Here is an 18,902-nt window from a genome sequence, read left to right as displayed (position 1 = left end):
AAATCTGGAGACAACATGAAAACGACCCTGCAGCGCCTTGGCAAAGGCCTGGCGATTCTTGCTGCGGCGGTGCCGCTCAGCGCCTTCGCGTTCCCCGACAAGCCGATCCGCATGGTTGTGCCCTATTCAGCGGGTGGCGGTGCCGACAACACAGCGCGTGTCGTGGCCCAGAAAATGGGAGAAATACTTGGGCAGACTGTAGTGATCGATAACAAGCCGGGGCAGGAGGCGTCATCGGCGCCGATGCGGTCGCGAAGGCGGCACCCGATGGCTATACGGTGTTGTACGATGCATCTGCGTTTGCGGTGAACGGAGCGCTACGCAAACTGCCGTTCGACCCCGCAAGTGACTTCATCCCGATCTCCCTCGTCGCGACCGCCCCGCAGATTCTCGTGGTGGCCTCGAACGCGCCCTACAAGACACTTTCGGACTTCATCACCGCCGCGAAGAAGTCCCCTGGCAAGCTGACTTACGCGTCCGCGGGCGCCGGCACCGGATCGCACCTGGCAGCGGAAATGTTCAATGAGCAGGCCAGAATCGAATTGCTGCATGTTCCGTACAAGGGAGGCGCGCCAGCGCTGACTGATGTGATGGGCGGACAGGTTGCAGTCTACTTCGGGAATACTGCGTCCACCCTTCAATATGTCACAGGCGGGAAGCTCCGCGCCCTTGCTGTCACGTCGAAAGCGCGCATGAAGGCATTACCCAACACGCCGACCTTGGCAGAGAGCGGCATGCCAGAGTAAGCGGTTCACAAGAAATACCTCTATAATATCGAATCAAATAAGAACTGCGACATAGACGATGTCCGTATTGAAGCCGCTGAAACTGACGAAGGAACAACGTACTGAGCTTGAAGCACTGGCGAGAAGCCGCCGTGATGGAAGAACACGAGACAGGTCGCGGACAATTCTGATGTTTAGCGATGGCGTGCCTGCCAAGGAGATAGCCAAGCGACAGGAGTTGACGTTGGAGGCGGTATACGAGAGGCGCTATCGTTGGTTGGAAAAAGGCATGGCAGCGCTGTCAGACGCGCCGCGCAGCGGTGCCCCATCAAGCTGTCGACGGAGCACGTTGAACAGTTGAAGGCATGGGCGACGCAGGAAGCGCTGACAGTTCCGGAACTGCTCTCACGACTCGAAGAGAAGTTCGGGGTTCGGGTTCATCGCAATACGCTGACAGCAGCTCTCAAGCGAGCGGGGCTGGTATGGAAGCGAACCCGGCATAGTTTAAAAAAGCGGGATGAGCAGCGATTCCGACAAGCCCAATCTGAAATCGGGGAGTTGGTCGAGCAAGCTAAGCGTGGCGAAATCGAGCTCGCCTACGTAGACGAAGCTGGCTTCGCGCAAGCGCAGCCGAATCGAAGTGCTTGGACACCAGTCGGGCAGCAGCACATGATTGAAGCCCGGCGCGGTAAGCGCCTGAACGTGGTCGGAGCACTGCTTTCCTCAGGAGGACTGTTTGCAGTGAAGTTGTGGGAGACGATGACCTCGATGCTGTTCGTTGGATTCCTCGGCCTACTGGTCGAACACGTCGGCAAGCCGCTGACCGTGATTCTCGACAATGCCTCGGTCCACACGGCACGCGCACTTCGGCCTTATCTCTGGCTGCTACGAAGGAAAGGTTTGACGTTGTACTTCCTGCCACCGTACAGCCCGGAGCTCAATCGCATTGAGAAGCTTTGGCACAAGATGAAATACGAGTGGCTGGCCTTCAAGGCCCGCGACGCCAAAACCCTAGAAGCTGATGTCGACGTAATCCTTCAGGGATTCGGTACAGACTACAGATTGACTTTTTGTTGAACGCTTATGAAGTGCTCGAGTGGAATGGTGTATTTCTGCCAAAGGGAACTCCGCCGGAGCGGATGCACGCGATTGCCAGCGCCGTACAGACGGCCGTGGCCGATGCAGGGGTACGGGCCAAGCTGAAAATGGCAGGACTCGATCCGGTTGGCAATTCGCCACAAGCATTCAAGAGCTTCCTGCAAACTGAGTCAGCGCGTTGGCATACCTTGGTCAAGTCACGAGGCATCCGTGTTGAGTAAATGTGGGCGATGAAATCGCTTCATTCCCGACGCCCTGCAATCCTTTGCCGGGCTGACCGATGAACTATCCTCAGTTGCCCCTGCCATCATGGCCATACATAAAATCGGATCTTGCAAGCCATCCATACACCCGACTGCATACGTGTCTGAGCATGCCGTGATTATCGGAGATGTGGAGATAGGGGAAAACGTCTCAATATGACCCGGTGCCGTGATACGTGGAGACAACAAGAGAATTGTTCTCGGCGAAGGCGTGAATGTTCAGGAGGGTGCCGTCATTCACGTCGGTCCAGGCTTCCCTGTGTTTGCTACGCCGCGTGGGCAAACCTGGGTCTCCCGCACTTTGTGTGACGGCCGCATTGGGGGCTTGATTTCGGGCCGATTTGGCTCTACGCGCATGTGCATTTTACGGCACAAGATTGACGGCTAAGTATGCATGGCTGTTTAAGCAAGCGAGCAAAAGACTGCCTCGAATCGGCGAGTCATAGGCCGACTCAGTAGAAACCCCGATTTCTTCATCCTTGCGAAAGCAGGGGAGCGCTGCCTACAATGTCTCATATCGCGAATCAAAGTTCGCATTCCGAATTTTGATTCGCGATAGAAGTAAGCCAGGCAACTGGCGATTCTTAAGCCAGTATTCCGAACTTTAATTCGCAATCCGAATTTTTACCGGGCGGATGAGTAGAAGGATGCTACGGCTCGTGACGACACCTTTCTGGGCTTTCCTCTGTGCAGTTCCCGAATTAAAATTCGGAATCCGAACTCACAGTGGAGATTGACATGGCAACCGAGAAATCCTTCCGATCCGCTTCGAAGACGACCAGCGCAGGCGACGCATCCAAGAACACGGTGCAGTCGCTGGCGAAGGGCTTTCGCATCCTCGAAGCGTTCTCGGCCCAGGAGTCCGAACTGACGATGGCCGAAGTGGCACGCCGCTCTGGACTGGATAACGCCACGGCATTCCGGTTTCTCAACACGCTGGTTGACATCGGGTACGTACAACGCGTGCCCGACACACGCCTGTTCAGGCTTTCCCTGAAAGTATTAGACCTTGGCTTCAACGCCATTGCCCATGCGGATCTTCGTACGCGTGCACGGCCGATCCTCCGCGAGTTGGTCGGAGAGGTCAATGAAGCCGCCTCCGTTGGCGTCCTCGATGGCGCGGATGTCTTATACACCGAGCGTGTCCTGGCGGGGCTGACGCGCCTCGGGGTGGATATCCGCATCGGCAGCAGGATACCCGCTTATTCCACGGCTGTCGGTTATGCGATCCTTGCCTGGCTGCCAGAGCAGACGCAGATCCGCGTGCTTGAGGCACAGCCGCGTCAAAAGCTGACACCGACCACGCAGACGGACCTCGACACCATTCTTGAACGCCTGAAGTCGGTGCGTGCTCAGGGCTACGCAGTCTCTAACCAGGAAACGGTGTCCGGCCTTTTTGTGGTCGCCGCCCCGGTGCTCGATGTGGACGGAGTGCCCATCGCTGGACTTAGCGTCGCTGCACCTGCCTTGAACACTTCTCTCGATGAATTCGAATCCGCCATGGCGCCTGCAGTCGTCGAGGCCGCGGCCAGCCTCTCCCGCTCGCTGCAATCTTCTGGTGGCTTTATCGCTCCCGATATGCCGCCCGCTTCTTCCCCAACCCCTCGTCTGCGCCTTAGGCGCTAGCTTTTTCCCTGGAGACAAACGTGTCCGATATCAACTTCCACGGCATCATTCCTGCCATCGCGGTTCCCTTCAACGCGGACTACAGCATCAACGAACCGGAATTGCGGCGCTTTGCCAAGTGGCTCGGTGCTCAGGAAGGCGTGACTGCATTGATGACCAATGGTCACACAGGAGAGGTTTTCTCACTGACACCGCGTGAGCGCGCCGAAGTGACGCGCATCACCGCGGACGCCACCAAGGGAATCTGCCCGGTCATTTCGTCCATTGTATGTGAAGGCATCAACGATGCCGTGGAACAGGCCGGTTGGGCCACGGAAGCGGGCGCCGCGGGACTCGATATCATGCCGCCGCACCATTGGCTGCGCTTCGGCTTCAAGCCGGAACACTGCCTCGACTACTTCGAAGCCATTGGCAAGGCCAGCGGCCTGCCGTTGGTGGTGCATATTTACCCGGCTTGGACGCGAGGATCCTACTCCAGCGAATTGCTTGCCGAACTTGCCAAGCTGCCGTACGTCAAGGCCTTCAAGATGGGCGAGCGCGAGATGAACAAGTACGCGCGTGACATCAAGGCGATCCGCGAGGCCGATCCGACCAAGGTTCTCATGACGTGCCACGACGAATACCTGTTGGCGTCGATGGTGCAGGGCCTGGACGGTGCATTGGTTGGCTTCGCATCGCTGATCCCCGGTCTGATCAATGACCTGCTCAAAGCCGTCAAGGCCGGCGACTTGCGTGAGGCAATGCGTGTGCAAGCGTTGATCAACCCCCTTAAGGACGCGGTATATGGCGCCGGCGAGCCGACTGGCGAGGCGCACGGCCGCATGAAAGCGGCCATGGCGTTGGCTGGCATCCTTCGCGATGGGACGGTGCGTCCGCCGACCCACGCCCCTTCGGCTGCTGAGTTGGCCGCAATCAAATCCGCCTTGGCACACGCCGGCATCACGCAACCAGCAGCCGCCTGATCCTGAAGCAGATACGCGCAAGGCCTCTTGGCGCCGCAATCATGCCGCGCCAAGAGAGGGGCCATTCGTTCCCAAAGGGGCAGTCATGAATCAATCCACTCGAAATACCGGCACGGGTGTGGCGCTCGTTACCGGATCCAGCTCCGGCATAGGCGCTGCCATCACGCGTCGCTTGCTGGACGCCGGATGGCAAGTCATCGGGCTGGACCGCACGGCCGCTCCCAGCACCAAGGGCTTTCGGGCAATAGAGGTCGACCTGACTGATGCTTCCAAGCTCGCCGCAACCGTGGCGGCGCTGCCGCGGATTGATGCCATCGTCCACGCAGCAGGCTTCATGCGAACCGCCGTGCTTGGCGACCTCAAGCCCGAAGACGGCGAGGGCATGTGGCGCATCCACGTCGATGCGGCTGCCGTGCTCGCCAACGCGTTGATGCCGAAGATGCAGCGCGGCGCACGCATCGTGCTGATCGGCAGCCGTACAGCCGCCGGGGCCCCTGGACGCAGCCAGTACGCAGCGACCAAGGCGGCTTTGGTCGGCATGGCCCGCTCGTGGGCAGCGGAACTGGCCCCGCGCGGGATCACCGTCAATGTCGTAGCACCGGGTGCCACGGAGACCCCGATGCTTAACGACCCTGGCCGCCAGGGAACACCCCCACGCGTGCCCCCGATTGGCCGCTTTATCAGTCCGGAAGAAGTCGCTGGGCTGGTGAGCTTCCTGCTCGGGCCAGACGCGGGGGCCATTACCGGCCAGCAGATCGTGATCTGCGGTGGTGGCTCACTTTAGTGCCGTACCTGAACCGCACCACTACGCCGGCAGGCACCCAACACAGATACCGGAGATAGCAATGTCCGTACGCATTATTGACATCCTTGAGGTGACGAAGCCGATTTCGTCACCGATTCGCAACGCCTACATCGATTTCTCGAAAATGACGAGCAGCCTTGTCGCGGTGGTGACTGACGCCGTTCGTGACGGGAAGCGCGTCATCGGCTATGGCTTCAACTCGAACGGCCGCTACGGTCAGGGTGGCCTGATCCGCGAACGATTTGCCTCGCGCATTCTGGAAGCCGATCCCGACTCGCTGCTTGACGATAGCGGCACCAATCTCGATCCCACGCGCGTGTGGGCGGCCGCGATGTCTAACGAGAAGCCCGGCGGTCACGGCGAGCGCTCAGTCGCAGTGGGTACGATCGACATGGCTGTGTGGGACGCCGTGGCTAAGCTTGCTGGCAAGCCGCTCTTCCAGTTCCTGGCCGACCGGCATGGTGTCCAAGCTAACCCGCGCGTGTTTGTGTACGCGGCCGGCGGCTACTATTACCCCGGTAAAGGTCTGGATGCGCTCCGCTCGGAAATGCGCTCTTACCTCAAGCGCGGCTACAACGTGGTCAAGATGAAGATTGGCGGTGCGAGCGTCGAGGAGGACCGACTGCGCATCGAAGCGGTACTTCAGGAAATCGGCTCTGACGCGAAACTTGCTGTCGATGCGAACGGACGATTCGATCTCGATACTGCCATTGCCTACGCCAAGATGCTGCGCGACTTCCCGCTGTTCTGGTACGAGGAAGCCGGTGATCCCCTCGACTATCACCTGCAGGCTACGTTGGCCGAGTACTATCCGGGAGCAATGGCCACAGGTGAGAATCTGTTCAGCCATCAGGATGCTCGCAACCTGATTCGGTATGGCGGCATGCGTCCCGATCGCGACTACCTCCAGTTCGATTGCGCGTTGTCCTACGGACTGGTCGAGTACGAGCGAACCCTGGAAGTTCTGAGGACCCATGGTTGGTCGCCGAGCCGCTGTATCCCGCATGGTGGACACCAGATGTCTCTCAACATCGCCGCTGGTCTGGGCCTCGGTGGCAATGAGAGCTATCCCGATCTTTTCCAACCCTATGGGGGCTTCCCGGACGGGGTGAAGGTGATCGACGGCCACATCACTATGCCGGAACTGCCTGGCATCGGCTTCGAGGGTAAGGCGGATCTCTTCGCCGAGATGGCGGCGCTGGCACAACCCTGAGGTCGCCGCATCCTCCTATACCACAAAGAGAAGCGAAATCTATCGCAACGGCGAGGAACAGGCTGCGCATTGCCCAGCCATCCTATTGCCTGTTGCGTTACCGCGTGGTGGCATGGCTGCGTGCCTGCCGCCAACGGTAGCGCATTCGCAGTCGAAACAGAGGAGACACACCATGCTGTTCAAAAGGCTGTACCAATCCTATCTTCGCTCCGTCGCAGGCGCACTGCTTCTTGGCGCCAGCGTGCTCGCCTCAGCCCAAGGCTACCCGTCCAAGGCAGTAAAAGTCATCATTCCATTTCCGCCGGGCGGGCCGACCGATACCGTGGGCCGCATGCTCGCGCAGAAGCTGTCGGAGGAAACTGGACAAAGCTTCATCGTCGAAAACCGTCCTGGCGGGCAAGGCGTGATCGGTGGCGATGCCGTAGCCAAAAGTGCCGCGGACGGATACACGCTGTTGTTCAGCGCATCCACCTTCACTACCACGCCAATGACGTTGAAGTCGTCGCCCTACGACGTGGTAAAAGACTTCACGCCCATTGCCCTAGTGGGTAAAGGCCCGCTAGCCGTATCGGTCAATAAGAAACTGCCGATCCGGAACATTAAGGAGCTGATTTCCTACGCGCAGGCGCATCCGGGGAAGATGTCCTTCGCGATCGGATCGCAAGCCTCGGCGGGACACTTGTCCACGGAATTGCTTAAGCGCGCGGGCAAGATCGATTATCTGGTCGTTCCCTATAAAGGCTCCGCACCCGCCTATCAGGATCTCATCGGTGGCGCGATCGATGGCTTCATTGATCCGGTGCTAGGTGTCATGTCGTATCACAAGAGTGGCATGGTCCGCGTAGTTGCCGTGACATCGAGGGATCGGCTGCCTTCGATGCCTGATGTGCCCACGGTCGCTGAAACCGTGCCAGGCTACGAGTTCTACTCCTGGTACGGCTTATGGGGTCCGTCGAATTTGCCAGCCGACGTGACAAAGCGGCTTAACGCTGCGGTCAATAAAGCGCTAGCGTCGGATCTCCGCACCCGCCTCGTCGAGCAAGGCTACTTACTGTCGCCAGGCACGCCGGAAGACTTCGCGCGATTTCAGAAGGAGGACATGGTTCGCTCCGCCAAGATCGTGGCGGAGGCGAAGATTCGCGCGGAATAGCAATTCTCTGGCTGCCGCTGTTGGCGATCATGAAATCCGCTAGCGGTGACCGCTATATCCGCTAGCAATCACATGGTTTTAGCCCTTTGATCTCTATGTGGAAAAAAGCCGCCGCGACGCGTTATTGGCCGTGGTGCAAGAGCAACGCTCGTTAGCGCGCATGTCCAGCGATTCAGCTAGTGCGGCTGGGCGGGCCATTAATTCGGCTAACGCGGGCTACGCCGAGGCGGTGTCGACGAAATTCCATTGCTGGTGGGGCAAGGCGATCGGGGAGGGTGATTGTTCGGTAGAGACATGCGTATGAATTCGCGAGAGGTCCCAACAATAGGGCCATTCTGGTCATCCGCGTTCACACCGCGACTGGTCAACCGTGAGCCCTCCCTCCGTAGCGCTCTCGAGCGCTGGCCAGGCAAAGGGCCTTTTTCATCTTCATCGTATCAATCTGTCCTGGCTGGCACCCGCATTCGCGGAATTAGTGGTCGCCATTAGCCGAAATGGCGATCTGCAACGTCGAGTCCGCCAGCCGAGGCACCGATGCCAACCAATGGAAAGGCCTTCGAAGCCGATTCGTTCGCCGCCGTCGCAAGATGGATAGCGTCGTCTCCAGTGCACGAATACATATCCGCGGTGTTGGCTTGGCGGAGACCTGTGCGACGACAGGTGCCGTTCCAGTCACCGCGCCTTACAGAAAGCGCGCAGCGGTATCGTAGCAACCGCGCCAGCGCGTGATCTTGCCGCCACGAACTGTAAAGACATGAATCCAGTCGGTTTCGACCAGTTTCCCTTGCTGGCGCGCCATGAACCGTTCGAATCCCAGCACGGTCACGTGTTCGCCAGCCTCGATGAACTCGCGCGGCTCGAAGAGTTGCGTGTCGTCCGCTTGCCCAACCTCCGCGAAGAAACGCGCCACGTCAGCTTTGCTACTGCGCTGCCCGGCGTAGGGGATTGCGGGCGGCCCCAGCAGCTTCCAGTCCACGTCGTCGGCAACGAGATCGAGAATGGCTGCGACATCGCCGCGCCCGAAGGCGTCGTAAGCGGCCTTGACGACGGAAAGTGCGGTGGCCATGTTTGCTCCTGCTTCGTGCGGATCCCCCCGGATGTGAATCCAACTTAGTGCCAAACCAAGGCGTGTTCAAGCCAGCACACGGTTGCCGCCTCAGGGTGCCGCACGGTTAAAATCGGCCTGGCACGACAGCCGGTTCGCAGGCGTGCGTCCGCGCGTGTGGACGCCTGGCGCATGCCGGTCCCTCACCAACACGCACCCCGGAATGTGCAATACATGAGCGCAAATGCTCCTGCTCCATTGAATTCTGAAGACCTGGCCTGCTTCGTCTGCGTAGCCAGCACGGGCAGCATCTCCCGTGCGGCGCTCGAGCAGGGCGCCGACCAGTCCACCGTCAGCCGGCAGATCGCCCGACTGGAAGCCAATCTCGACACCCGGCTGTTCCATCGCACCGGCCGCGGCATGATCCTGACCGAGTCGGGCCAGACCCTGCTCGGGTATGCGCGGCAAGTCTCGGCCACGCTCGCCGAGGCGCGCGAGGCGATCCGGGCGTCGACCGCGCAAGGCCCCGCGCAGCTGATCATCGCGGCGCAGCCGACCATCGCCAACACCGCGTTCGCCAGCATCGGCACGGCCGTCAAGCAGCGCTTTCCCGCCACCCGCGTGCGCTTTGTCGAAGGGCTCGCCAGCCCGCTGCTGGGATGGCTGGCCGCCGGCGAAATCGACGTCGCGCTGATCTACCTGCCGGACCAGCACGGCGCACTCAAGGTCGACGTGCTGCTGGAGGAAGACCTGACTCTGGTCACGCCGACGTCATGGGGCCATATCGGGCCGAGCTTTCGCTGCGCCAGCCTGGACGAGGTGCCGCTGATCCTGCCGAGCACCGGCCACGGCCTGCGCGTGCTGGCCGAGAACCTGGTCGCGCGTGCGGGCAAGTCGCTGCAGCTGGCGATGGAGTGCGATGCGTCGAATACCGTCTCGATGCGGCTGGTGGAAGACGGCTGCGGCGCCACGCTGCTGCCGTTTGCCGCGGTGGCGGACCGCGTGGCCCAGGGGCGGCTGCGCTGCGCCAGGCTGGTCGAGCCGGTTGTGACGCGGCAGGTAGCGCTGGCCACCGCGCGCAACCGGCCGCCGGTGCCAGAGCTGTGGGACATCATGCAGACCGTGCGCCAGTCGGTCCGCAATACCGTGATGTCGGGGGCTTGGCCGGGCGCGCGCCTGGTCTGAGCGCAGTTTCCGGTCGTCAGTCAGTGAAGCGCTCACGCAGCGCCTGCGTGGCCTGTCGCAGCAGCACGTGGTCCAGCCCCACGGCGACGAAGCTGGCCCCCATATCCAGGTAGCGCCGCGCGTCGGCTTCCACCGGCGTCAGCGTGCCGACCGCCTTGCCGGCCCGCTGCGCGGCGGCGAAGATGCGCGCGATCTCGGCCTGTACCTCGGGGTGGTTGGGATTGCCCAGGTGGCCGCATGCCGCGGCCAGGTCGTTCGGACCGATGAAGATGCCATCCACGCCTTCGACCGCGGAGATTTCCTCGGCGGCATCGACGCCCTTGCGGCTCTCGATCTGGACGAGCACGCAAATGTTGTCGTTGATCTGTTCGAAGTAGCCGGGCACCGTGCCATAGCGGTTACTGCGCTGCGTCATCGACACGCCGCGCGTGCCCAGCGGCGGGTAGCGTGTGGCTGACACCGCCTGGCGCGCCTGTTCGGCGCTCTCCACGAACGGAATCAGGAAGTTGTAGAAGCCAAGGTCGAGCAGGCGCTTGAGCAGTACCGGGTCGTTCCATGGCGGCCTGACCACGGGGGCGCTGGGGCTGTCTTTCAGCGCCATCAGCTGCGGCAGCAGCGTCAGCGGATCGTTGGGGGCATGCTCGGTATCGAGCAGCAGCCAGTCGAAGCCGGCCAGGCCGATGATCTCGGCGGTGACCGGGCTGGCCAGCGAGCACCATAAGCCGATCTGCCGCTGCTGTGCCAGCACGGCGTTTCGGAAGGCGTTGGGCAGCGGCGAGTACGGCGGACGAGGTTGGGGGGGCGTGGGCATGGCGTCTTTTCCTTTTGTCGGGATTGGCTGGGGGAGCAGGATCGATAGTGGGGCGAACTAGGCCGCCAGGCGCGACAGCGGCCCGGGCGAGGTGCCGCGTATGGACTGCACCCGCGCCGCGGCGTCATCGAGCTGAGCGAGCGTGCCGCTGTCGACCGGGATGGTTTCGGCACGTTCGCGCCGGCGCTGCCGTTCGGGCTCGCCGGGCAGGGCGATTCCGGCATGGCCCGCCTGCAGCCGCGATGAGCGGACCCAGTCGGCAAAGGCCTGGACCTCATCGCCGAAGCTGGTGCTGGTGCCCAGCCGCTCAGGGTCGAACACGATCGCCAGCATGTTGTTCCAGACCGCGTGGCGGTGGGTCAGCGTCTCGGGGCGGATGGTGTGGCCGCCCGTCACGGCGGCGCCGAGCAGCTCGCACATGACCGCCAGCGCGTAGCCCTTATGGCCGCCGGACTCGCCGCCGAACGCCTGCAGCGCGCCCTGCGCCTCGCCCTCGCCGGGAAACATCACCCCCGGCCTCGTGGTCGGCACACCATCCGCATCGAGCAGGCAGCCGGCCGGCACGTCAACGCCCTTGTTGTTGGCCACCCGCACCTTGCCCAGCGCGATCGCGCTGGTGGCGAAGTCGAGCACCAGCGGCGGTGCCCCGGCCACGGGCACGCCGATCGTGAAGGGGTTGGTGCCGAAGCGCGCCTCGCAGCCGCCGTGCGGGGCGACGATGGGCTTGGACAGCACGTTGACGAAGTGGATCGAGATCATGCCGGCCGCGCACGCCTGTTCGGCCCAGTGCCCGACCCGCCCGAGATGGTGCGACTGTCGCAGGCCCATTACGCAAACCCCGTGCGCCCTGGCGCGCTCGATGGCCAGCGCCATGGCTTCCTCGGTCACGGCCTGGCCCATGCCGCGGTTGGCGTCGAGGCTGAGCATGCTGCCGGCGTCGTGCAGCACGCTGACGTTGCGGTTCAGCTGCAGCTCGTCCGCCTGCCACGACAGCACGTACTTGGGGATCATGCCCACGCCGTGCGAATCGTGGCCGCTCAGGTTGGCGCCTACCAGGTGGTCGGCGGTGAGGCGCGCCTCGTGGGCGTCGGAGCCGGCCGCGAGCCAGAGTTCGTTGACCCAGCGGTGCAGCGCCGCGGTAGGGATATGGTGTTCGCTCATGTCTTTAGTGATGGTCGGGGGCAGGTGCCTACTCCAGGCGGATGCCGGCGCTCTTGACCAGTTTGCCCCACTTGGCGACCTCGGCCTTCTGGAACGCGGACAGCTCGGCGGGTCCCGCGCCGGACGGCTCGATGCCCATGTTCACCAGGCGGTTGCGCACCTCGGGCTCGCGGATGATCTTGCCGATCTCGGCAGCGAGCCGGTTGATGATCGGCATTGGCGTGCCGGCCGGCGCGAAGATCGCCTGCCACGACACGATCTCATAGCTCTTCAGGCCGCTCTCGGCCACGGTAGGCACGTCGGGCAACTCAGGGGCACGGCGCGGCCCGGTGCTGGCCAGCGCGCGCAGCTTGCCGGCCTGGATCAGCGGCATCGCGGCGATGCTGTTCTCGAACACCATGTCGACCTGGTTGCCGAGCAGGGCCTGGACGGCGGGGCTGCTGCCCTTGAACGGCACATGCAGGAGCTTCAGGCCGGCCATCGAGGCAAACAGCTCACCGGACAGGTGCTGCGAGGTACCGTTGCCGGATGAACCGAAGCTGACCCCGCTCGGGCGCGCCTTGGCCGCGGCGATCACGTCCTGCACCGATTTCCAAGGGCTGTTGGCGTTGACCACCAGCACGTTGGGCAGGGTGCCGATCAGCGCCACCGGCTGGAAGTTCTTCACCGGGTCATACGGCATCTTCGGGTACAGGCTGACGTTGATCGCATGGGAACTGATGGTCCCGCCGACCAGCGTGTAGCCGTCCGGCGCCGCCTTGGCGACGTAGTCGGAGCCGACATTGCCGCCGGCGCCGGGGCGGTTCTCGATCACCACGGGCTGGCCGAGCGCTTGCGACAGCCGCTGGCCGATCAGGCGGCCGAGCACGTCGGTGGAACCGCCGGCCGCGAACGGCACGATATAGGTGATGGGCTTGGCGGGCCAGCCGTCCTGCGCCCACGCCGGCTTGGCGGGCAGGGCGGCGATGGCCAGCGCGGCGAGCGAGGCCAGGGCCAGGCGCGGGGCAATCCGTCGCGCAAGGCAGGCGTCCTGCGGGCAGGTGAGGTCTGGCATGAGGGTTGTCTCCTGATTTTCTTTGTGGGGCCGCTTTGCGGCCTGCCAGCAATCTACCGCCCGGCGGCGGGTCGAGCCTTGCGTTTTCTGCATAGCAGGCATGCAGGAAGACGCGGGCAGTGGCGGCGGGCCCAAGGCAACAATCTGCGCTGTGCATCCCCACCCGTATCTGCTGACCCGCCATGACCCCACAATCCGCGTTGTCCCCCGCCCATTCATCCGAACCCCGGACGCTAATCCAGCGCACCGGCGGCCGCGTTTTGGTGGACGCATTGCGCCTGCATGGCGCCGATCGCATCTACTGCGTGCCGGGCGAGAGCTTCCTCGACGTGCTGGATGCGCTGCACGACCAGCCCGCCATCGACCTGGTGGTTTGCAAGCATGAGGGTGCGGCGGCGAACATGGCCGAGGCCGACGGCAAGCTGACCGGCCGCCCCGGCATCTGCTTCGTGACCCGCGGCCCGGGCGCCACACATGCCAGTATCGGCGTGCATATCGCCGCGCAGGATTCGACGCCGATGATCCTGTTCGTCGGCCAGATCGCGCGCCAGCACGTGGGGCGCGAGGCGTTCCAGGAAGTGGACTATGTAGCGATGTTCGGTGGCATGACCAAGTGGGTGGCGCAGATCGATGACCCCGCGCGCATCCCGGAACTGGTAGCCCGGGCCTTCCAGTGCGCGACCTCGGGCCGGCCCGGCCCGGTGGTGCTGGCGCTGCCCGAGGACGTGCTCGACGGCTTGTGCGAATGCGCCGATGCGGCACCGTACCGGCCGGTCACGGCCTCACCGTCGCACGAAGATGCCCAGGCACTGCGCGCCGCGCTGGCCGGCGCCGAACGCCCGCTGGTGATCGCCGGCGGCGCGGGCTGGACCGCCGAAGCGGCAGCCGACTTTGCCGCCTTCATCAAGGCATGGGACCTGCCGGTGGCCTGCGCCTTCCGCCGCCAGGATGTCTTTGACAACCGCCATGAACACTATGCTGGCCACCTGAGCCTGGGCGTCAACCCGCGCCTGGCCCAGCGCGTGCGCGAGGCCGACCTGATCCTCGCGTTCGGCACCCGCCTGGGCGACATCGCGACCGACGGCTACCAGTTGCTGGAGCCGCCGCGACCGCGCCAGCGGCTGGTGCATGTCCATGCCGACAGCGCCGAGCTTGGCCGCGTGTACCAGGCCGAGCTGGCGATCCAGTCCGGCATTGTGCCCGGCACGCGCATGCTCGCCGCACTGGCCGCGCCGGAAGCGCCGCGCTGGGCGCCATGGACCCGCGCCGCGCGCGCCGACCACGTCGCCTTTGCAACGCCGGTGGCGCCAAACGCGCAGCTGCGCGGTGTCGACCTGAACAAGGTAATGCAGCACCTCGACCAGACACTGCCCGACGACGCCATCCTGAGCAACGGCGCCGGCAACTACACCGTCTGGCTGCACCGCTTCTATGCCTACCGGCAGCCGCGCACCGAGCTGGCCCCCACCTGCGGCGCGATGGGCTACGGCGTGCCGGCAGCCATCGCGGCCAAGCTGAGAAATCCGGACCGGACCGTGGTCTGCTTCGCCGGCGACGGCTGCTTCCTGATGTATCCGCAGGAGCTGGCGACCGCGGCGGAGGCCGGCGCTAATGTCATCGTGGTGCTGGTCAACAACGGCATGTACGGCACCATTCGCATGCACCAGGAGAAGCGCTATCCGGGGCGCGTCAGCGGCACCGGCATCCGCAATCCCGATTTCGTGGCCATGGCGCGCGCCTGCGGCGCCTGGGCCGAGCGCGTCGAGCATGCCGATGCGTTTGCCGGGGCCTTCGACAGCGCCCGCGCCGCCGGCACGCCGGCGCTGATCGAACTGGTGACCGATCCGCGCCAGATCACGCCGGCGATGTGGGTGGATCAGTGAGGCGGCGGTGACCCGCGGGCCGCATCGCGCGGCCCGGCGCCGACAAGAACAGAACACAACAGGAGACAAGATGAAAACGACACGCACCGACGCTTTGCGCAGGCGCGCCATCCGGGCCGCCGCGGCCGCATCGCTGCTGATGGCGCTCGCGCCGGCTACGGCCTTGGCCGATGCTTATCCTTCCAAGCCAATCCGGCTGGTGGTCCCGTTCACGGCAGGCGGCAATACCGACATCGTCGCGCGCCTGGTCGGCAAGGAAGTGCAGAAGGCGCTGGGCCAGCCGGTGGTGATAGAGAACCGCCCGGGCGCGTCCGGCAATATCGGCGCCGACACAGTCGCCAAGGCACCGGCGGACGGCTACACGCTGTTGATGGGCACCGTCGGCACCAACGCCATCAACCCCAGCTTCTATCGCAAGATGCCCTTTGACGCGGCGAAGGATTTCACCGCCGTCGCGCTGGTGGCATCGGTGCCGAACATCCTGGTCGTCAATCCGTCTGTACCCGCCGCCAACGTGCGCGAGCTGACGCAGTTCGTGAAGAGCCAGAACGGCAAGGCCACCTTCGCCTCGTCTGGCGCCGGCACCTCGATCCACCTGTCGGGCGAGCTGTACATGGTCATGACCGGTACGCAGATGGTCCACGTGCCCTACAAGGGCAGCGCGCCCGCCGTGACCGACCTGATGGGAGGCCAGGTACAGATCATGTTCGACAACGCGCCCACCTCGCTGCCCTTCGTCAAGGCGGGCAAGCTCAAGGCACTGGCGGTCACCGGCGCGAAGCGCATGGCCGCGCTGCCGAACGTGCCGACCATGGAAGAGGCCGGCCTGCCCGGCTTCGTCACCGGCTCGTGGTTCGGCGTGTTCGCGCCCGCCGGCACGCCGCGCGAGGTGGTGGACAAGCTCAGCCAGGTCATCATGGCCGCGTCCCGGCGTGCGGACTTCGGCGAGCAGCTGGTGAACGCCGGCGCCGAGCCGGATCCCCGGCCGAGCGCCGAGTTCCAGGCCTTCGCCATGGCAGAGAAGACCCGCTGGGAGAAGGTGGTCAAGGCGGCCGGCGTGGCCGTCGACGGTGACTGACGCCGGCGCATCGCCGCACAGGAGGCAATCCATGGATGGGATCACACGGCAGCCCGGCACCCGCTATGACGCGGCAGCGCTGCGCGCGCTGGCGCAGTTGCTGGAACGGGCGGACATGCCCGCGGACCGCGCCGCCGACGTCGCCGACATTTTGGTCGAGGGCGACCTGATGCTGCCACGACACGCACGGCCTGCAGCTGCTGCCGACATACCTGGTCGAGATTGAAAGCGGCGGCATGCAGGTACGGGGCGATTTCGACGTCATCGCCAGCCACCCGGCGGTCGCCACCAGGGACGGCAAGCGCCTGCCCGGCCCGGCGTCGAACAAGTGCGGCTGCCGGGGCAGGCCGCGCTGGCGCGCAAGGCCGCGCAACTGGAGCATGGGGTGGCGCTGAGGCCGACAATCGTGGCGCAGCTGGCCCCGTGGATCGACAAGTTCGGCGCCGTAATGCCTGAACCGGTGCAGGCGCCATGACCCGTAACGGCCCGCAGGGCTTGAGGATCGTTGAGGAACCGAACCATGACTGATTTCCTGACCCGGGCCCGCGCGCTGCTTGGCGACGCGCATGTCCTGACCGAAGGCCTGGATGCCTGGGCCGCCGACTGGCGCGGCAAGTTCATCGGGGCGCCGCTTGCCGTGCTGCGGCCGGCCGATACGGGCGAAGTGGCTGCGCTGGTGAGGCTGTGCGCCGCGCACCGGGTGTCGATCGTGCCGCAGGGTGGCAATACCGGCATGTGCGGCGGTGCCACCCCGGACGACAGCGGCCGCCAGGTGGTGCTCAGCCTCGGCCGGCTCAACCGGATCCGCCATGTCGACCTGCTGAACAACACCATGACGGCCGACGCCGGCTGCATCCTGCAGACCTTGCAGGATGTGGCGGCCGGACACGACCGCCTGTTCCCGCTGTCGCTCGGCGCGCAGGGCTCGTGCCAGATCGGCGGCAATATCGCGACCAATGCCGGCGGTGTGCAGGTGCTCCGCTACGGCAATACGCGCGATCTCGTCATGGGGCTGGAAGTGGTGCTGCCTGACGGGCAGGTGCTCGACCTGCTGCGCGGGCTGCGCAAGGACAACACCGGCTACGACCTCAGGCAGCTGTTCATCGGCTCGGAGGGCACCCTTGGCATCATCACGGCCGCGGTGCTCAAGCTGTTTCCCCGTCCCCACGCCAACGTCGTGGCGCTGGCCGCGACGACGAGCCCGCAGCATGCCATCGAGCTGCTGGCGCTGATGCGCTCGCGGCTGGGGGACCGCTTTACCGCGTTCGAGCTGATAAGCGACGCCTGCGTCGCCATGGTCCGGCAGTATTTTCCGCAGACGCCGTCGTTCCTTGCGGGGGAGCACCCCTGGTCCGTGCTGATGCAGGCCAGTGACGGTGGTGAGCAGCAGGCGCTCGAGGCCGCCTTCCAGTCCGCCCTTGAAAGCGCGCTGGAAACCGGACTGATCGAGGACGTGGCCATTGCCACCTCTGAGAACCAGGCCGCCGGGGTCTGGGCGCTGCGCGAGACCATTCCCGAAGCCCAGCAGCATGACGGCGCCAACATCAAGCACGATATCGCGGTGCCGGTGTCGGGCATCCCGGCCTTTATCGATGAAGTGGTGCCGCTGCTGCATGCCGCCTACGACGGCGTGCGCCCCGTGATCTTCGGCCATTGCGGCGACGGCAACCTGCACTTCAACGTGTCGCGCCCGCCGGGCTGGAGCACGGCAGACTGGCAAGAAGAAACCGATCGCATCAACGATATCGTGCTTGATGCGGTGGCCCGCTACCAGGGCTCTTTCAGCGCGGAGCATGGGCTTGGCCAGTTGCGCAGGAATGCCATGCTGCGCTACAAGGCGCCGCTGGAGCGCGAGGTGATGCGAAAAATCAAGCAGGCGCTGGACCCGGAGTCGTTGATGAACCCCGGCAAGGTCATCTACGGATAGGGCGGCGTGGGGCGGCGGTCGGTGTGTACGCTGTCTCTGCGCAACCGCCTGCGCGGTGATGGTGCCTCAGCGGAAATAGTCCGAGAAGCGCGCGCGGATGTCGTCGATATTGGCCAGCGTGCCGGACAGGTGCGCGCGCAGCGCTACCTCGGCGCGCGCCGGATCGGCGCACGCGATCGCGTCGACGATGGCGTCGTGGTCGCGCAGCACGGCCAGCGCCTTGCCGGGAATGGGCAAGTGCAGGCGGCGCAGCCGATCGAGGTGGCCGCTTTGCCGGCGCACCAGGCCCCACAGGTCCGGCACCTTGGCGGCGTCATAGAGCTCGCGATGGAAGGCCTGGTCGGTGACGCTGAATTCGTCGAGGTCCTGCAGCTCCAGCATCATGCGCTGCCGCGCGACCGTGGCGCGCAGGCGTTCGACCAGCACCGGATCGGCCTGCAGCGCCAGCGTGCGCACGATTTCGAGCTCGACCGAGCGGCGCAGGAAGTGCGCCTGCGTGGCCAGGGCGACGTTGATCGGGCTGACCACCGTGGCGTGCTGCGGAAAGATGTCGACCAGGCCTTCTTCGCCGAGGCGGATCAGCGCGTCACGGACCGGGGTCTGGCTGGTCCCATATTGCTCGGCCAGTTCCGGGCGCGACAAGATGGTGCCGGGAGGCAGGGCCATCGAGAGGATCTGGTCGCGCAGGTGCTCGAACACCTGCGGGGCGGCATGGCGCGTGCGGTCGAACTGGAACTGGGCGGGCGGTGAAGAGAGTGCGGCTGGCATGGCAGGAAACTAAGCTGGGGCGCCTGAACCGTCACGCTGGCGGTCCTGATGCGTCCCGAATGGTGGGATTCTAAGGGATTCCACCCGCATTGACGTACTAATATATTAGTGCTTTAATGTTTTTCATCAAGGCCCGGCCGGATGCGGC

At 64.3% G+C, this 18,902-nt stretch carries 20 protein-coding genes; 15 read left to right on the top strand and 5 right to left on the bottom strand.

All coding sequences use genetic code 11. From position 1 onward, the window contains the following. Positions 1–15: 15 nt before the first annotated feature. The 9 genes from RS901_RS15580 to RS901_RS15540 all read left to right on the top strand — a co-directional run bounded on the left by RS901_RS15580 (position 16) and on the right by RS901_RS15540 (position 7,842). Entirely contained in the window at positions 16–309 is a 294-nt protein-coding gene (locus RS901_RS15580) for a hypothetical protein (RefSeq protein WP_316149686.1), read from the top strand. After that, positions 234–746 carry a tripartite tricarboxylate transporter substrate-binding protein gene (locus tag RS901_RS15575; protein WP_316153527.1) on the top strand — a complete coding sequence of 171 codons (513 nt, stop codon included), beginning with the start codon at positions 234–236 and terminating at the stop codon, positions 744–746. The genes RS901_RS15580 and RS901_RS15575 overlap by 76 nt, the downstream gene beginning before the upstream one ends. 252 nt (positions 747–998) lie before the next feature. After that, a complete protein-coding gene (locus RS901_RS15570; RefSeq protein WP_316149685.1) occupies positions 999–1,802 on the top strand; it encodes an IS630 family transposase in 804 nt (267 codons plus the stop codon). Beyond that, positions 1,799–2,044 (top strand): tripartite tricarboxylate transporter substrate-binding protein, encoded by a 246-nt coding sequence (locus RS901_RS15565; protein WP_316149684.1) that lies wholly within the window; start codon positions 1,799–1,801, stop codon positions 2,042–2,044. Before RS901_RS15570 ends, RS901_RS15565 begins: the two co-directional genes overlap by 4 nt. A gap of 780 nt (positions 2,045–2,824) precedes the next feature. Further along, on the top strand, positions 2,825–3,712 hold the full coding sequence (locus RS901_RS15560) for an IclR family transcriptional regulator (RefSeq protein ID WP_316149683.1): 888 nt from the start codon (positions 2,825–2,827) through the stop codon (positions 3,710–3,712). A 20-nt stretch (positions 3,713–3,732) separates the two neighbouring features. Further along, positions 3,733–4,674: a dihydrodipicolinate synthase family protein gene (locus RS901_RS15555; protein ID WP_316149682.1), complete on the top strand. Its 942-nt coding sequence runs from the start codon at positions 3,733–3,735 to the stop codon at positions 4,672–4,674. Positions 4,675–4,759: 85 nt separating this feature from the next. Next, positions 4,760–5,458, top strand: coding sequence for an SDR family oxidoreductase (locus RS901_RS15550; RefSeq protein ID WP_316149681.1), 699 nt, complete (start codon positions 4,760–4,762; stop codon positions 5,456–5,458). Positions 5,459–5,519: 61 nt separating this feature from the next. After that, positions 5,520–6,692, top strand: coding sequence for a mandelate racemase/muconate lactonizing enzyme family protein (locus tag RS901_RS15545; RefSeq protein WP_316149680.1), 1,173 nt, complete (start codon positions 5,520–5,522; stop codon positions 6,690–6,692). Positions 6,693–6,864: 172 nt separating this feature from the next. After that, the gene (locus RS901_RS15540; RefSeq protein ID WP_316149679.1) at positions 6,865–7,842 is read left to right on the top strand and encodes a tripartite tricarboxylate transporter substrate binding protein; all 978 of its coding nucleotides are present in this window, start codon (positions 6,865–6,867) and stop codon (positions 7,840–7,842) included. Positions 7,843–8,524: 682 nt separating this feature from the next. On the opposite strand, the gene RS901_RS15535 is transcribed toward RS901_RS15540, so the two are convergent. Beyond that, on the bottom strand, positions 8,525–8,908 hold the full coding sequence (locus tag RS901_RS15535) for a nuclear transport factor 2 family protein (RefSeq protein ID WP_316149678.1): 384 nt from the start codon (positions 8,906–8,908) through the stop codon (positions 8,525–8,527). A gap of 213 nt (positions 8,909–9,121) precedes the next feature. Here RS901_RS15535 and RS901_RS15530 point away from each other — a divergent pair, with 213 nt between their 5' ends. Continuing rightward, positions 9,122–10,072, top strand: coding sequence for a LysR family transcriptional regulator (locus RS901_RS15530; protein WP_316149677.1), 951 nt, complete (start codon positions 9,122–9,124; stop codon positions 10,070–10,072). A 16-nt stretch (positions 10,073–10,088) separates the two neighbouring features. Here the strand turns inward: RS901_RS15530 and garL are convergent, their stop codons facing one another. From garL to RS901_RS15515, 3 genes are read right to left on the bottom strand one after another with little or no spacing between them, the layout of a single operon-like run. Beyond that, a complete protein-coding gene (garL, locus tag RS901_RS15525) occupies positions 10,089–10,883 on the bottom strand; it encodes a 2-dehydro-3-deoxyglucarate aldolase (protein WP_316149676.1) in 795 nt (264 codons plus the stop codon). A 57-nt stretch (positions 10,884–10,940) separates the two neighbouring features. Continuing rightward, entirely contained in the window at positions 10,941–12,044 is a 1,104-nt protein-coding gene (locus RS901_RS15520) for a malate/lactate/ureidoglycolate dehydrogenase (protein ID WP_316149675.1), read from the bottom strand. 28 nt (positions 12,045–12,072) lie between these two features. After that, entirely contained in the window at positions 12,073–13,098 is a 1,026-nt protein-coding gene (locus RS901_RS15515) for a tripartite tricarboxylate transporter substrate binding protein (RefSeq protein WP_316149674.1), read from the bottom strand. Positions 13,099–13,280: 182 nt separating this feature from the next. On the opposite strand from RS901_RS15515, the gene RS901_RS15510 reads away from it, so the two are divergent. The 5 genes from RS901_RS15510 (at position 13,281) to RS901_RS15490 (ending at position 17,986) form a co-directional block, all read left to right on the top strand. Continuing rightward, positions 13,281–14,981: a thiamine pyrophosphate-binding protein gene (locus RS901_RS15510; RefSeq protein ID WP_316149673.1), complete on the top strand. Its 1,701-nt coding sequence runs from the start codon at positions 13,281–13,283 to the stop codon at positions 14,979–14,981. A 70-nt stretch (positions 14,982–15,051) separates the two neighbouring features. Beyond that, entirely contained in the window at positions 15,052–16,059 is a 1,008-nt protein-coding gene (locus RS901_RS15505) for a tripartite tricarboxylate transporter substrate binding protein (RefSeq protein ID WP_316149672.1), read from the top strand. Positions 16,060–16,090: 31 nt separating this feature from the next. Beyond that, positions 16,091–16,285 carry a hypothetical protein gene (locus RS901_RS15500; protein ID WP_316149671.1) on the top strand — a complete coding sequence of 65 codons (195 nt, stop codon included), beginning with the start codon at positions 16,091–16,093 and terminating at the stop codon, positions 16,283–16,285. Positions 16,286–16,387: 102 nt separating this feature from the next. Then, entirely contained in the window at positions 16,388–16,534 is a 147-nt protein-coding gene (locus tag RS901_RS15495) for a hypothetical protein (RefSeq protein WP_316149670.1), read from the top strand. Positions 16,535–16,579: 45 nt separating this feature from the next. Further along, positions 16,580–17,986, top strand: a complete 1,407-nt coding sequence (locus RS901_RS15490; protein ID WP_316149669.1) for an FAD-binding oxidoreductase — start codon at positions 16,580–16,582, stop codon at positions 17,984–17,986. 66 nt (positions 17,987–18,052) lie between these two features. On the opposite strand, the gene RS901_RS15485 is transcribed toward RS901_RS15490, so the two are convergent. Beyond that, positions 18,053–18,754 (bottom strand): GntR family transcriptional regulator, encoded by a 702-nt coding sequence (locus tag RS901_RS15485; protein ID WP_316149668.1) that lies wholly within the window; start codon positions 18,752–18,754, stop codon positions 18,053–18,055. Positions 18,755–18,902: the final 148 nt, after the last annotated feature.

The sequence above is a fragment of the Cupriavidus sp. BIC8F genome, from assembly GCF_032465815.1.
Taxonomy (GTDB): domain Bacteria; phylum Pseudomonadota; class Gammaproteobacteria; order Burkholderiales; family Burkholderiaceae; genus Cupriavidus; species Cupriavidus necator.
This window is presented reverse-complemented; position numbering and strand designations above follow the sequence as displayed.